At 62.2% G+C, this 13,131-nt stretch carries 14 protein-coding genes; 1 reads left to right on the top strand and 13 read right to left on the bottom strand.

From position 1 onward, the window contains the following. Positions 1–188 precede the first annotated feature (188 nt). The 7 genes from waaA to rfbB form a co-directional block, all read right to left on the bottom strand. Positions 189–1,484 carry a lipid IV(A) 3-deoxy-D-manno-octulosonic acid transferase gene (gene waaA, locus KW842_RS16590; protein ID WP_218305211.1) on the bottom strand — a complete coding sequence of 432 codons (1,296 nt, stop codon included), beginning with the start codon at positions 1,482–1,484 and terminating at the stop codon, positions 189–191. Between the two features lie 3 nt (positions 1,485–1,487). Next, entirely contained in the window at positions 1,488–2,480 is a 993-nt protein-coding gene (gene waaC / locus KW842_RS16585; protein WP_218305210.1) for a lipopolysaccharide heptosyltransferase I, read from the bottom strand. Positions 2,481–2,487: 7 nt separating this feature from the next. Beyond that, positions 2,488–3,870, bottom strand: a complete 1,383-nt coding sequence (locus KW842_RS16580) for a phosphomannomutase/phosphoglucomutase (protein WP_218305209.1) — start codon at positions 3,868–3,870, stop codon at positions 2,488–2,490. Between the two features lie 159 nt (positions 3,871–4,029). Continuing rightward, positions 4,030–4,353, bottom strand: a complete 324-nt coding sequence (locus KW842_RS16575) for an H-NS family nucleoid-associated regulatory protein (RefSeq protein WP_218305208.1) — start codon at positions 4,351–4,353, stop codon at positions 4,030–4,032. A gap of 66 nt (positions 4,354–4,419) precedes the next feature. Further along, entirely contained in the window at positions 4,420–5,514 is a 1,095-nt protein-coding gene (locus tag KW842_RS16570) for a glycosyltransferase (RefSeq protein ID WP_218305207.1), read from the bottom strand. A gap of 120 nt (positions 5,515–5,634) precedes the next feature. Then, the gene (gene rfbA / locus KW842_RS16565; RefSeq protein ID WP_218305206.1) at positions 5,635–6,531 is read right to left on the bottom strand and encodes a glucose-1-phosphate thymidylyltransferase RfbA; all 897 of its coding nucleotides are present in this window, start codon (positions 6,529–6,531) and stop codon (positions 5,635–5,637) included. A gap of 2 nt (positions 6,532–6,533) precedes the next feature. Beyond that, positions 6,534–7,598: a dTDP-glucose 4,6-dehydratase gene (rfbB, locus tag KW842_RS16560; protein ID WP_218305205.1), complete on the bottom strand. Its 1,065-nt coding sequence runs from the start codon at positions 7,596–7,598 to the stop codon at positions 6,534–6,536. A gap of 91 nt (positions 7,599–7,689) precedes the next feature. Here rfbB and KW842_RS16555 point away from each other — a divergent pair, with 91 nt between their 5' ends. Then, positions 7,690–8,544 (top strand): symmetrical bis(5'-nucleosyl)-tetraphosphatase, encoded by an 855-nt coding sequence (locus KW842_RS16555; RefSeq protein WP_218305204.1) that lies wholly within the window; start codon positions 7,690–7,692, stop codon positions 8,542–8,544. Here the strand turns inward: KW842_RS16555 and KW842_RS16550 are convergent. Genes KW842_RS16550 through KW842_RS16525 form a run of 6 tightly spaced genes read right to left on the bottom strand, consistent with a single transcriptional unit; the run spans position 8,541 to position 13,111 of the window. Then, positions 8,541–9,281, bottom strand: a complete 741-nt coding sequence (locus KW842_RS16550; RefSeq protein ID WP_218305203.1) for a 1-acyl-sn-glycerol-3-phosphate acyltransferase — start codon at positions 9,279–9,281, stop codon at positions 8,541–8,543. The two genes, KW842_RS16555 and KW842_RS16550, sit on opposite strands and share 4 nt — an antisense overlap. A gap of 9 nt (positions 9,282–9,290) precedes the next feature. Further along, a complete protein-coding gene (locus KW842_RS16545; protein ID WP_218305202.1) occupies positions 9,291–10,592 on the bottom strand; it encodes a dihydroorotase in 1,302 nt (433 codons plus the stop codon). Beyond that, the gene (locus tag KW842_RS16540; RefSeq protein ID WP_154380404.1) at positions 10,589–11,554 is read right to left on the bottom strand and encodes an aspartate carbamoyltransferase catalytic subunit; all 966 of its coding nucleotides are present in this window, start codon (positions 11,552–11,554) and stop codon (positions 10,589–10,591) included. Before KW842_RS16540 ends, KW842_RS16545 begins: the two co-directional genes overlap by 4 nt. Positions 11,555–11,561: 7 nt before the next feature. Next, entirely contained in the window at positions 11,562–12,068 is a 507-nt protein-coding gene (pyrR, locus tag KW842_RS16535) for a bifunctional pyr operon transcriptional regulator/uracil phosphoribosyltransferase PyrR (RefSeq protein ID WP_218305201.1), read from the bottom strand. Beyond that, positions 12,065–12,454 (bottom strand): Holliday junction resolvase RuvX, encoded by a 390-nt coding sequence (gene ruvX / locus KW842_RS16530; RefSeq protein WP_218305200.1) that lies wholly within the window; start codon positions 12,452–12,454, stop codon positions 12,065–12,067. The genes pyrR and ruvX overlap by 4 nt, the downstream gene beginning before the upstream one ends. Further along, entirely contained in the window at positions 12,455–13,111 is a 657-nt protein-coding gene (locus KW842_RS16525) for a YqgE/AlgH family protein (protein ID WP_218305199.1), read from the bottom strand. It lies immediately after the preceding gene. Between the last annotated feature and the right edge of the window lie 20 nt (positions 13,112–13,131).

Here is a 13,131-nt window from a genome sequence, read left to right as displayed (position 1 = left end):
GCGACCATGACAAATACTCCCGACACCCCACTCAATCCGGGTGATGAAGCGCCCGAAGACACACCTGGCACAGGCGAAGATGTCTGCCCAGTTTGCCAAGGTACTGGTCACGCTCCGGACACCGATGAAGACAAGCCCTGCACCAACTGCGGCGGCACGGGCGTGATTAACGAAGGGATAGGCGGCGGTTAGTGCTGCTTGCCGATCAGGTCTGGCAGCAGGGCCAGTGTGCGGCGGGTGGCGCCGCGGTGCTGGTTGGCGAAGGATTGGGCTTTCAGGCCCATCGTGGTGCGGGCGGTGCTGTCGGTTAGCAGACGGCCGGCGGTGGCGATCAGGTCGGCAGCGTCGCTGATGCGTTGGGCGCCGCCGGCGGCAAGCGCATCTTCCGTGACCAGCTCGAAGTTGAAGGTGTGCCGGCCGATCAGGATCGGCTTGCCCAGGGCTGCTGGTTCGATCAGGTTCTGGCCACCCAGCGCTTGCAGGCTGCCGCCGACGAAGGCCACATCGCACGCCGAGTAGTAGGCGAACATTTCGCCCATCGAATCGCCGAGCAGTACGTCGACGCCGTGCGGCATTGCGCTGCCGTCCAGCGCCAGCCGGCTGCGGCGTTCGACCGTGAGGCCGTGTGCGGCGACCATGCTTTCCACTTCGTCGAAACGTTGCGGATGGCGTGGCACGATCAGCAGCAGCACGCCTTGCGGCAAAGCGGAGCGGGCGCTCACATACGCTTGCAGTATCAGTTCTTCTTCGCCTTCGCGGGTGGAAGCGCACAGCAGTACCGGACGTGCACCGATGGCGGCGCGCAGCGAAGCGCCAATCAGCAGCGCTGCTTCCGGCACCATTACGTCGAATTTAATGCTGCCGGTGACTTCTACGCGCTGCACGCCGAGCGAGCGGATGCGCTGCGCGTCGGCCTCAGTCTGTGCGGCGACCAGTGTGATGCCGCGCGCGGCGTCGGTCATCAGCGCGCCAAAACGGCCGGCCTTGCGCAGCGAGCGCTCTGACAAACGGGCATTGGCCAGCACCACCGGCACGCCCTTGGCACCGCAGACGGCGATCAGGTTCGGCCAGACTTCAGTCTCCATCAGGATGCAGACGCTGGGTTTGAAATGGCGGATGAAGCGCGACACCATGCTGCCGGTGTCGTACGGCAGATAGGATTGCACCAAGCGCTCGCCGTGCTTGGCGAATAGCGACTTACCGGTGGCGCGGCCAGTAGGCGTCATGTGGGTGAGGATGATGCGGCTCGTCGGGTACTCTGCCATCAAGCCATCGACCAGCGGTTCGGCAGCGCGCGTCTCGCCGACCGAGACGGCGTGGACCCACAGCACCGGGCCGGCGGCCGGCGCGGTGCTGCGGCCATAGAAGCCCAGCCGCTCAGACCAATGCTGGCGATAGCCTGGCTCCTGGCGTCCACGCAACCACAGTCGCGTCAGCACCAGCGGCAACGCCATCCACCACATCAAGGAATAAAACAAACGCATAAATCAGCCCAGTAGACTCCGGGCCGCAGCCAGCACGTCCGCCACCGATGGCGGCGTGCCCTGATCGCCCAGATTGATAATGCGCGGCGACCAGTTACCCTCGGTCTTCCAGCGCGGCGAATCGGCATAAATCTCCACCGTCGGCCGCACGAAGGCAGCCGCGATGTGCACCAGTCCCGTATCGACGCCAATCACCAGCGACGCGCGGCGCGCCACCATGATCGCATCAGCCATCGACAGCTTGGGCAACACGCGTGCATTCGGCAGGCCAGCGGCGATCAGCTCGGCCTCGGCTTTTTCTTTCGGTGAGCCCCAAGGCAGCAAGATCGGCATCGGCGCCAGCTCACGGCCCAGCGCGATCCAGTTTTCAATCGACCACTTCTTGGCGTCGCGCGCCGTGCCATGGAAATAGACCGCGTACGATTCCGGCATCCACTCCGGACGCGGCGTATCGTCCGGCACTTCCGGCAGACCGAAATCGGCCGGCGTATCGACCGCATAGCCCAGCGCCGCGCCAGCGACGATGCGTCCGCGCGCCACCGCATGCGTGCGCGGATCAGTCGGAATACTCAGATGATGGAAAATCCGCGAGATACCCTCATAGCCCGAACCCTCACTGCCATTGGCCAGGCCCACCTTGCGCCCCCCCTTCACCACGCGCGCGGCGCCCATGATGATGCCGCTCTTCAGCAAGCCCTGGGTATCGAACACAAAGTCATATTCCTGCTCACGCAGCGTGCGGAAGAACTGCTTGATCTCGGCGCGCGTCTCCGGCTTGCCGAGGCTCTTGCGCCAGCGCCGCAAGGCGAACGGTATCACCTTGCGCACGCGGGTATTCATCCGTACCAGGCTGACAAAGCCCTCCTCCACCACCCAGTCGATTTGCGCGTCCGGGTAGTGGCGGGCGATGTCGGCCACCATCGGCATGTTATGCAGCACGTCGCCCATCGACGACACGCGCACCAGCAGGATATTCAGCGGCTTTTGCTTAACCATCAGACACTTAGAAAGGCAGCTCCGCGTCCGGCTTGGCAGCCAGGATCACGCTCTTGAACTGGCCCTGGATGCGTTCCAGCGCGGCCGGCGTTTCCGCTTCAAAGCGCATCACGATCACCGGCGTGGTGTTGGACGAACGCGCCAGGCCGAAGCCGTCTTCATACTCCACACGCAGGCCATCGATGGTGATGATCTGCTTATTGCCAGGGAATTTGGCGTCGGCGCGCAGCTTGTCCATCACGGCGAAATTCTCGCCTTCTTTCAGGTGCAGGTGCAGTTCCGGCGTGCTGTCCGATTGCGGCAGCGCGTTCAGCAGCGCCGACGGATCTGTTTCCTTGGTCAGAATTTCCAGCATGCGCGCGCCGGCGTACAGGCCATCGTCGAAACCGTACCAGCGGTCCTTGAAGAAGATGTGGCCGCTCATCTCGCCGCCCAGCGGCGAACCGGTTTCCTTCAGCTTGGCCTTGACCAGCGAATGGCCGGTCTTGTACATCAGCGGCTTGCCGCCAGCCTTCTCGATATACGGCGCCAGGTGGCGGGTACACTTCACGTCGTACAGGATCTCCGCGCCAGGATTACGCGACAGCACATCGCCGGCAAAAAGCATCATCTGGCGGTCCGGATAAATGATCTGGCCATCTTTGGTGACCAGGCCCAGGCGGTCGCCGTCGCCGTCGAAGGCCAGGCCGATCTCGGCGTCGCTCTCTTGCAGCGCGCGGATCAGGTCTTGCAGGTTTTCCGGATGGGCAGGATCAGGGTGGTGATTCGGGAAGTTGCCATCCACTTCGCAGAACAGCTCGATCACTTCGCAGCCCATGCCGCGATACAGGTCGCCGGCAAACGCGCCAGCCACGCCGTTGCCGCAGTCGACCGCGATCTTGATCGGGCGCGAGATTTTCACGTCGCCGATGATGCGCTGCAGGTACTGCTCGCGGATGTCGTGGGTGCTGTAAGCGCCCGGCGTGGCCGATGGCTTGCCGTCATGCGCCAGGATGCTGTCATACAGGCCGGTGATCGCTTCACCGTGGATGGCCTCGCCGGCCAGCACCATTTTGAAGCCGTTATAGTCCGGTGGATTGTGGCTGCCGGTCACCATGATGCCCGACGCCGCACCCAGCACATTGGTGCCGAAGTACACCATCGGCGTGGCCACCACGCCCAAGTCGATCACATCGACGCCGGAGGCTTGCAGGCCTTCCGCCAGCGCCCTGGCCAGGAACGGGCCTGACAAACGGCCGTCACGGCCGATGACGACTTTTTTCTCGCCCTTGGCCAGGGCTGCGCGACCGAAGGCGGCGCCGATCTGGTGCGCCACACCGGCGTCCAGGGTTTTATCGATGATGCCGCGAATATCGTAAGCTTTGAAGATGGTTTTGGATAAGGAGACCATGGAGATTGAGCTTGAGTGCGCAAGCGGCGCTGCGAACCAGCGACGCGCGGGATTAGTCGAATGAAGGCTGGCCTGCGTTGCAGCAGACCTCACTTTCATAGTGTAATTGTGATAATGGTGGCGCGCAAGCATCGCCGCGCGCGTGCCAGGTAAATCCGATTAAAGCTTGAGGCCGGCAATGTCCTTGCCCGCATCCAGCCAATCCTTGACCCACTGCGGCTGGCGGCCACGGCCGGTCCATTGCTGGCTGGCGTCGGCCGGATTGCGGTAGCGTGGCGCGACCGTACCGGTCTTGGCGCGGACGGCGCCGCTGCCGCTGCCGCTGCCGACCAGCTCCTGCACCGGCACGCCGACGCTTTTGGCAATGGCCAGAATTTCCTCGCGCGCTTTGGCCAGGTCCTGGCTTTCACGCTGTTTCAATTCCTGTTTTACGCTTTCCTGCAGCTGGCGCAATTCAGCAGAAGACAATTTAGTCAAATCCATTGCGATTCCCTTTAAGTTATGACGGCTAAAACCTTGGCGGGAATAGTCTACATCAAGCTAAAAAAATCAGTGTTTCTTATGGCGTATCATCCAGCGCGGCGCTTTAAAACGCACTATGCGGACATAAATCCAGATATAACTGGCGATAAATAAAAGGCAGAACAGCATTAATACCCAGGTGTGGCGCCAGAACACGGTGGCCGGTATCACGGCGGTCAGCGAGAACAGCCACAGATAAGGCGAAGTCAGCGAATTGCGGCGCATCAGCGCGCGCGCTTCCTTGCGCCCCACCGCCCATTGCACGATGCGGCGGAAAATCAGGCTATGCAAATGGATACCGTCCGGCATCGCCGGCGACTTGCCGCGCACAAACATGCGGCGATAAACAGAAAATAAAGTTTCAAAGGCGGGATAAATCAGCAACAAGGCCGCATACCAGGTCGATACCTGAGGATTGCGCATCACCAGCAATAAAGCCAATTCGCCCAGCATAAAGCCGATGAAATAAGCGCCGCCATCGCCGAGGAAAATCAGGCCGACCGGGTAATTCCAGATCAGGAAACCAGCGGTGGCGCCGGCCACCATCAGCGCGGCGACCAGCACAAACATATCATTGACCTGCAAGGCGACATAACCGAGCGACAGCAGCATGCAAATACACACCACGCTGGCCAGGCCATTAAACCCGTCGATGATATTGACTGCATTGGCAATACCGGCCACCGCCAGCACCGTCAGCGGCAGCGTGATCCACATATACGGCAGCGCCCAGGCGGAGAACATCCAGTCGAGCCGGTCGATGCGGGCGTCCAGCAGGAAATAGCCGAGCGCGGCGGCAGCCATGGTCAGCAGCAAACGGCGCGCCGGGCTGACGCGGCCGGTGTAATCTTCCAGAATGCCGCCGGCAAAAGCCACGGAGGCGCAGGCCAGCAGCGCCAGCAGCAGGTCGCTGAGCACCGGCACACGCCAGATCGAAATCGCCGAACTGAGCGCCACTGCCACGAAAATCGGCAAGCCCCCGATCCGCGCCACATGGTGCAAATGGACTTTCTGCACGCCGTCAAAATTTGTGTCGAGCGCCGGACCATGCAGCCGGGCTTCTTTAATGACCAGCAAAGTCAGTAGCGCGGAAGCGATAAAGCTCAGGAGGAAGGAAAACATATTATTTTATTATCTGCGTTGTATCGCAACACGCGGCATTATCAACGTGCCAACAGCTGATTGTACAGGATTACACCAGGCAATCCTTGCTTGCTTACCAAACGATACAACTGCAAGATTTCAGCGTGGAACGACTTTGTCTTCCAGGATTTGCAGCAGATATTGGCCGTATTGGTTTTTTTTCAACGGCTCAGCCAGCTTGCGCAACTGCTCGGCGTTGATATAGCCCTTGCGATAGGCAATCTCCTCCGGGCAAGCCACTTTCAGTCCCTGGCGTTTTTCGATGGTGGCGATGAACTGGCCTGCCTCCAGCAGCGACTCGTGGGTACCCGTGTCCAGCCAGGCCATGCCGCGCCCCATCACTTCGACGCTCAGCCTGCCCTGCTCCAGATACACTTTGTTGACATCGGTGATCTCCAGCTCGCCGCGGGCGGACGGCTTGATGCTGGCGGCGATATCGCATACCTTGTTATCGTAGAAGTACAGGCCGGTAACAGCGTAGTTGGACTTCGGCTGCGTCGGCTTTTCCTCGATCGACACGGCGGTGCGCTGCTCGTCAAACTCGACCACACCATAACGTTCCGGGTCCTGCACGTGATAGGCGAACACGGTGGCGCCCTCGGTATGCTCGGTAGCGCTGCGCAACAGCGCATCCAGATCGTTGCCGTAGTAGATGTTATCGCCGAGGATCAGCGCGGACGGCGAATCGCCAACGAATTCCTTGCCGATGATGAAGGCTTGCGCCAGGCCGTCCGGCGATGGCTGCACCGCGTAGCTGATGCTGATGCCCCACTGGCTGCCATCACCGAGCAGGTCCTTGAAGCGCGGCGTGTCCTGCGGCGTGGAAATCAGCAGAATTTCCCTCATGCCGGCCAGCATCAGCACGGTCAGCGGATGATAAATCATCGGCTTGTCGTAGATTGGCAGCAGTTGCTTGGAGACGCTCATCGTCACCGGATACAAACGGGTGCCGGAGCCGCCCGCCAGAATAATGCCTTTGCGTTTAGCTGCGCTCATGATCAACCCTCGCGATTGAAGTAATTGGTTTCCACCCATTTGGCGTAGCTGCCCGACTGCACGTCGGCCACCCAGGCCTGGTTGTCCAGATACCACTGCACAGTCTTGGCGATGCCGCTCTGGAAAGTCTCGGCCGGCTTCCAGCCCAGCTCGCGTTCCAGCTTGCGCGCGTCGATGGCGTAGCGGCGGTCGTGGCCCGGACGGTCTTTGACGAAGGTGATCTGGTCGCGGTAGCTGCCTTCGGCCTTGGGCTTCAGCTGATCCAGCATGTCGCACAGCGTATGCACCACGTCCAGGTTGGCCATTTCGTTCCAGCCGCCGACGTTGTAGGTTTCGCCCAGCCGGCCCGCTTCCAGCACGCGGCGGATCGCGGCGGCGTGGTCGGTGACGTACAGCCAGTCGCGCACTTGCTGGCCATCGCCGTAGATCGGCAGCGGCTTGCCGGCTTGCGCGTTGGCGATGATCAGCGGGATCAGCTTCTCAGGGAAGTGATACGGGCCGTAGTTGTTGGAGCAGTTGGTGGTCAGCACCGGCAGGCCGTAAGTGTGGAAGTAGGAGCGCACCAGGTGGTCCGAAGCCGCTTTCGATGCCGAGTAAGGGCTGTTCGGGGCAAACGCGGTGGTTTCGGTGAATGGCGCATCGTCCGGGCCCAGCGTGCCATACACCTCGTCGGTGGAGACGTGCAGGAAGCGGAAGGCCGCTTTTTCGTCTTCCGGCAGCGCCGACCAGTAGGCGCGCGCGGCTTCCAGCAGGCTAAAAGTGCCATTGATGTTGGTGTTGATGAATTCGCCTGGGCCGAGGATGGAACGGTCGACGTGGCTTTCCGCCGCGAAGTGCACGACCGCGCGCGGTTTGTGTTGCTGGAACAGCGCCAGCACCTGCGCCTGATCGCAGATATCGCCGCGCACAAAGGTATGACGCGTATCCTGCTTCAGCGAGGCCAGATTGTTCAGATTGCCGGCGTAGGTCAGCTTATCGAAGTTCAGGACAGGCTCGTCCGACTGGGCCAGCCAGTCGAGGACAAAATTCGAGCCGATGAAACCAGCACCACCCGTAACAAAAATCATTTAGTATCCCGCAGCAAGCGTCAAATTAGTCATGTGCATGATTTTATGTGAAGTCCTCACATCCGGGCAAAAAAATGGTGAGAGTATCAATATGAAAACCTATGTCATTGGGGACCTGCAAGGCTGCCACGAGCAGGCGCTGGCCATTCTCGACCGCATACGCGCGCATGCGGCGGAGAGCGGCGTGGCCGAACCAGCCATCCTGTTTGCCGGCGATTTGATCAACCGCGGGCCAGATTCGCTGTCCACGCTGCGCCATGTGCGCAAGCTGGCGATGGCCAGCGGCGGCCTGATCGACAGCGTGCTGGGCAACCACGACCTGCACATGCTGGCGGTGGCGTATGGCATCCGTCCCGAGCACAAGTCCGACACGCTGGCCGAGATCCTGCATGCGCCCGACCGCGATGAGCTGGTCGACTGGGTACGCCGCCGTCCGCTGGCGATCCGCTCCGGCGCGCACATCCTGGTGCATGCCGGCCTGCTGCCGCAATGGACCGGCGCGCAGGCCATGGCGCTGGCCGGCGAGGTACAAGACATGCTGCGCGGCGATGGCATCGCGGAATTCCTGGCCGAGATGTACGGCAACGAGCCGGCGCAATGGTCGGACGGCTTGCAGGGCGCCGACCGGCTGCGCTGCATCATCAACGCGATGACGCGGCTGCGCTTCTGCACGGCCGACGGCGTGATGGATTTCAAGATGAAGGAAAGCGGCACGGCCGATCCCTCGACCGGCCTGATGCCGTGGTTTGATGTACCGGGCCGCCGCAGTGCGCGCGACACGGTGGTGTTCGGCCACTGGTCGGCGCTGGGCTTGAAGATGGAAGCAAACCTGCTGGCCTTGGACAGCGGCTGCGTATGGGGCGGCCAGCTATCCGCCGTCTGCCTGGAAGACCGGACACTGCTGCAAGAGCAATGCCCGCAGTTCAAGCAGCCCAAGCAGGCTTAGACCATCACACCCAGCGCGGACGCCACCACCTTGTGAGAGGCTTCCGCGAGATCGCGCCGGTGTGCGCCGTCGGTGCTCATTGGTGGCAGAATCGCCAGCTTGGCTTTCACCGGCGGCCCGTTCAGGATCAGCATGATGCTCTCGGCAAAGCTGGTGTCGCCGATGAAGTCCACCGAGGGATGCGAACCGCCGCCCACATCTTCATAGGTCAGCGCAAACGGCTGCACCGGCACTTTCGCATCGATGGCTGCCTCGAACAGGTTGGCGTGGAACGGCAGCAGATTACCTTGCGCCGCCGTGGTCCCCTCCGGGAAGAAGGCCACCCGCTCGCCCCTCTCCAGGCTGGTGACCAGCCCTTTGAAAATCTGCCGCAAGTCCTTGCGGTTGCCGCGCGAGATGAACACCGTGCCAGCCTTCTCCGCCAGCCAGCCGGCCAGCGGCCAGGAACGGATCTCGGCCTTGGCCACGAAATGGCTGGGGTACAGGCTGTGCACCACAAAGATGTCCAGCCACGAGACGTGATTGGCCACCACCATGGAGCACGGCAGCACCGGCGCGCTGCCCGGCGCCAGCGACACCGTCACATTGCACAGCCCCAGCAAGCGGGTGGACCAGCGGCGGATATGCGCATTGCGCCGCTCCTGGCCTATCCACGGAAACACCGTGGCGCAGATCGCCATACCCTTGAACACATGCAGCAGCACCCGCAGCATGCGGAAGATCGTCAACAGTTTCATACGGCGGTATCAGCGTTGATAAGCGACGTGGCCGGCCACGATGGTGGTTTTCACTTGTCCCGCCAGGTTATAACCGAGGAACGGGGTGTGCTTGCCCTGGCTGGCCAGCGCCGACGCTTCCACCGTCCAGTGCGCACCAGCGTCGAACAGCACCACGTCCGCCACCGCGCCCGGCGACAGGGTGCCGGCGTCCAGGCCTGCCACGCGCGCCGCTTCCGAGGTGATGCGCGCCAGCGCGCGCGACAAAGCGCCCTGCTTGCCGGTGTCCTGTTGCGACGCGTAGTCGTCGGCCCATTTCAGGGTCAGCGACAGCAGCAGCTCCAGGCCGGTCGCGCCTGGCGAGGCTTCGCCGAACGGCAGCAGCTTCTCATCGTCGTCCACTGGCGTATGGTCCGAGCACAGCGCGTCGATGGTGCCGTCCAGCAGGCCGAGGCGGATCGCGTCGCGGTCGCGCTGGCTGCGGAACGGCGGCGTCATGCGCGCGTTCGAATCGAAGAAACCGATATCGGCGTCGGTGAGGTGGATGTGGTGCGCGCCGACGTCGCAACTGACCGGCAAGCCTTGCTGCTTGGCGTCGCGGATCAGCTCCAGACTGGCGGCGGCCGAAATACGGCACAGGTGCACGCGCGCACCAGTGGCGCGCATCAGTTCAAAGATGGTATGCAGGGCGATGGTTTCCGACATCACAGGCACGCCGGACAAGCCCAGGCGCGACGCCAGCGGACCGGATGCGGCCACGCCGCCACGGCCGATGTACGCATCCTGCGGACGCAGCCAGACGGTGTAGCCAAAGGTCTTGGCGTACTGCATGGCGCGCAGCAGCACGTTGGTGTCTTCGATAGGTTCCTCGGCGTGCGAAAAACCGATGCAGCCGGATTCGGTCAGCGCCGACATTTCCGTCAGCGCTTTGCCCTTCAGGCCCACCGTCAGCGCGCCCAGCGGATGCACGTGCGCCTGGTTCAGCTTTTGCGCGCGGTGCTTCAGCATTTCCACCAGACCCGGTTCATCCAGCACCGGATCGGTGTCCGGCGGGCAGATCAGGCTGGTGACGCCGCCTTGCACGGCCGCCTGCATTTCCGATTCCAGCGTGGCCTTGTATTCAAAGCCCGGCTCGCGCAGCCGCGCCGACAGGTCGACAAAGCCGGGCGCCACGATCAGGCCGATGGCGTCGATGGTTTCGTCAGCGGTAAAGCCGCTTGGCGCGGCGCCAATTGCCAGCACCTTGCCATCGGCGAGGTAAACGTCGTGAAGGCCGTCGATGCCGTTGGCTGGATCGATGACGTGGCCGTTTTTGATGTGAATGTTCTTCATGCTTGCGTTCCTGCTACGATACTCATCACCGCCATGCGCACGGCGATACCAAACGTCACCTGCGGCAGGATCACCGCCTGCGCGCCATCCGCCACGGCGGAATCGATTTCCACGCCACGGTTCATCGGACCTGGGTGCATGACGATGGCGTCCGGCTTGGCCAGCGCCAGGCGCTCCGGCGTCAGGCCGTAGCTCTTGAAGTATTCGCCCGCCGATGGCAGCAGCGCGCCGCTCATGCGCTCGTTCTGCAGGCGCAGCATGATGATCACGTCCACGTCCTTCAAGCCTTCATCCATATTGGTGAAGGTGCGCACGCCCATTTGTTCCAGGCCGCCCGGCAGCAGCGTGTGCGGGCCGATGGCGCGCACTTCCGGCACGCCCAGCGTGGTCAGCGCGTGGATATCCGAACGCGCCACGCGGCTGTGCAGGATGTCGCCCACGATCGCCACGCGCAGGTTGGTGAAGTCTTTCTTGTAGTGGCGGATGGTGTACATGTCCAGCAGGCCCTGGGTCGGGTGCGCGTGGCGGCCATCGCCGGCGTTGACTACGTGGACGTGGTTCTGCTTGGTCTCCATCAGGTGCTTGGCGATCAGGTACGGTGCGCCCGATTGCGCGTGGCGCACCACGAACATATCGGCGTGCATCGCCGCCAGGTTGTCGATGGTGTCCAGCAGCGACTCGCCCTTGCTGGTCGAGGAGGCCTGGATGTTCAGGTTGATCACGTCGGCCGACAGGCGCTTGGCGGCGATTTCAAACGTCGTGCGCGTGCGGGTCGAGTTTTCGAAGAACAGATTGAACACCGATTTGCCGCGCATCAGCGGCACTTTTTTCACGTCGCGGTCGGAGATGCCGACGAAGGACGAGGCGGTGTCCAGAATATGATTGAGGATGCCCTTGGGCAGGCCCTCGATCGACAGCAAGTGCTGCAGCTCGCCGTGTTTGTTCAGTTGCGGATTAAGCATGGTCTTTTTATTCGATGGTTAGCGTGAATGTGTCATCGGCTGCGCGTTTCAGCACCAGCGCCTTGCCCTTCTCGACGGCGACATGGCCGGCCACGAAGTCGGCCGCCACCGGCAGCTGGCGCTCGCCACGGTCGACCAGCGCCGCCAGCATGATGCGCGCCGGGCGGCCGTAGTCGAACAGTTCATTGATCGCGGCGCGGGTGGTGCGGCCGGTGTACAGCACGTCGTCCACCAGCAGGATGTTGGCGGCCGCCACCTCGAAGGTGATGTTGGTCGGCTTGACTTCGGCAGGCAGGCCCTTCTTGGCGTAGTCGTCTCGGTAAAAGGACACATCCAGCACGCCGCAGCGCGCGGACAGGCCGAGGTCCGCTGCCAGGCGTTCGGCGATCCACGCGCCGCCGGAATGGATGCCGACAATCGCGACATCCGGCACGCCGGCCAGGCCGGCTTTCACATCGGCCAGCAGCGTCGCGTACAGCGCTTCGGCGTCGAGTTGGTTGGGATTCAGAGTCATAAGGAGTCGAAGTATTGTTGCAGAATGATGGCGGCGGCGCGGTCGTCAATGACCTCGCCGCGTTTGGCCGAGATCACGGCCGAGGAGTAGCGCTCGTCGACCAGCGCCACCGGCAGGTTGAAGCGGCCGTTCAATTGATTGGCAAAACGGCGCGCCCGCGCCGTCATTTCGTGTTCGTTGCCGTCCGGGTGCATGGGCAGCCCGACCACCAGGCGGGCCGGCTTCCATTCATCCAGCAGTTTCTGGATATCGTTAAAGCGGGTGGCGTTGTCTTCCGCCTTGATCACCTTCAACGGTTCCGCTTGGCACAGCATGGTATTGCCCATCGCCACGCCGATTCGTTTTACGCCGAAATCGAAAGCAAAAATGGTTTCAATACTGCTCATTTAAGCGTGGCCCGCCTCGGAAGTCAGCATCAGCGGATCGATACCGAGCAGGCGCATGGCGGCGGTATAGCGTTCTTCGATCGGCAGCTTGAACAGGATGTCGGGATCGGCGCCGACGGTCAGCCAGCCGTTGCGGCCGATTTCATCTTCCAGCTGGCCGGGACTCCAGCCCGAATAGCCGATCGACACCAGGATCTGTGGCGGGCCTTCGCCGGCAGCCACTGCCTCCAGCACATCGATCGAGGTGGTGAAGGCCACTTCATCGGTCACCGTCAGCGACGACGAATAGCGATGGCCGGGCGTGTGCAGCACGAAGCCGCGGTCGTCCTGCACCGGACCGCCAAACATCACCGGCTCTTCGTCATGGCCTTCCAGGCCGGATTCCACCTTGAGGTCGATGCGCTCGAACAGCGTCTGCATGGTCATATCGGTCGGCTTGTTGATGACCACGCCCAGCACGCCGTTTTCATTGTGTTCGCACACATACACCACCGTGCCGCCGAAAACCGGATCTTGCATCGATGGCATTGCAATAAGGAAATGATTCGCCAGATTGAGGGCCGACGCCGATACGGCGCCCGAGGCCTCCAAAGGATCGCCAGCCTCCTGCAAGAGGCCGGGTACAGCCAGAGTTTTGTCTATTTTGCTCTTCTTCATACAAGTTGCTCTCTCTGCTG

Source organism: Duganella sp. sic0402 (assembly GCF_019219065.1).
In the GTDB taxonomy this organism is placed as follows: Bacteria; Pseudomonadota; Gammaproteobacteria; order Burkholderiales; family Burkholderiaceae_D; genus Rugamonas.
This window is presented reverse-complemented; position numbering and strand designations above follow the sequence as displayed.

What these genes read in the sequence shown, in the direction of transcription:
- waaC (WP_218305210.1), bottom strand. Translation starts at nt 2,480, where the DNA reads ATGGTTAAGCAAAAGCCGCTGAATATCCTGCTGGTGCGCGTGTCGTCG.
- KW842_RS16570 (WP_218305207.1), bottom strand. Translation starts at nt 5,514, where the DNA reads ATGTTTTCCTTCCTCCTGAGCTTTATCGCTTCCGCGCTACTGACTTTG.
- waaA (WP_218305211.1), bottom strand. Translation starts at nt 1,484, where the DNA reads ATGCGTTTGTTTTATTCCTTGATGTGGTGGATGGCGTTGCCGCTGGTG.
- rfbA (WP_218305206.1), bottom strand. Translation starts at nt 6,531, where the DNA reads ATGAGCGCAGCTAAACGCAAAGGCATTATTCTGGCGGGCGGCTCCGGC.
- pyrR (WP_218305201.1), bottom strand. Translation starts at nt 12,068, where the DNA reads ATGACTCTGAATCCCAACCAACTCGACGCCGAAGCGCTGTACGCGACG.
- KW842_RS16555 (WP_218305204.1), top strand. Translation starts at nt 7,690, where the DNA reads ATGAAAACCTATGTCATTGGGGACCTGCAAGGCTGCCACGAGCAGGCG.
- KW842_RS16550 (WP_218305203.1), bottom strand. Translation starts at nt 9,281, where the DNA reads ATGAAACTGTTGACGATCTTCCGCATGCTGCGGGTGCTGCTGCATGTG.
- KW842_RS16580 (WP_218305209.1), bottom strand. Translation starts at nt 3,870, where the DNA reads ATGGTCTCCTTATCCAAAACCATCTTCAAAGCTTACGATATTCGCGGC.
- rfbB (WP_218305205.1), bottom strand. Translation starts at nt 7,598, where the DNA reads ATGATTTTTGTTACGGGTGGTGCTGGTTTCATCGGCTCGAATTTTGTC.
- KW842_RS16575 (WP_218305208.1), bottom strand. Translation starts at nt 4,353, where the DNA reads ATGGATTTGACTAAATTGTCTTCTGCTGAATTGCGCCAGCTGCAGGAA.
- KW842_RS16540 (WP_154380404.1), bottom strand. Translation starts at nt 11,554, where the DNA reads ATGCTTAATCCGCAACTGAACAAACACGGCGAGCTGCAGCACTTGCTG.
- ruvX (WP_218305200.1), bottom strand. Translation starts at nt 12,454, where the DNA reads ATGAGCAGTATTGAAACCATTTTTGCTTTCGATTTCGGCGTAAAACGA.
- KW842_RS16545 (WP_218305202.1), bottom strand. Translation starts at nt 10,592, where the DNA reads ATGAAGAACATTCACATCAAAAACGGCCACGTCATCGATCCAGCCAAC.
- KW842_RS16525 (WP_218305199.1), bottom strand. Translation starts at nt 13,111, where the DNA reads ATGAAGAAGAGCAAAATAGACAAAACTCTGGCTGTACCCGGCCTCTTG.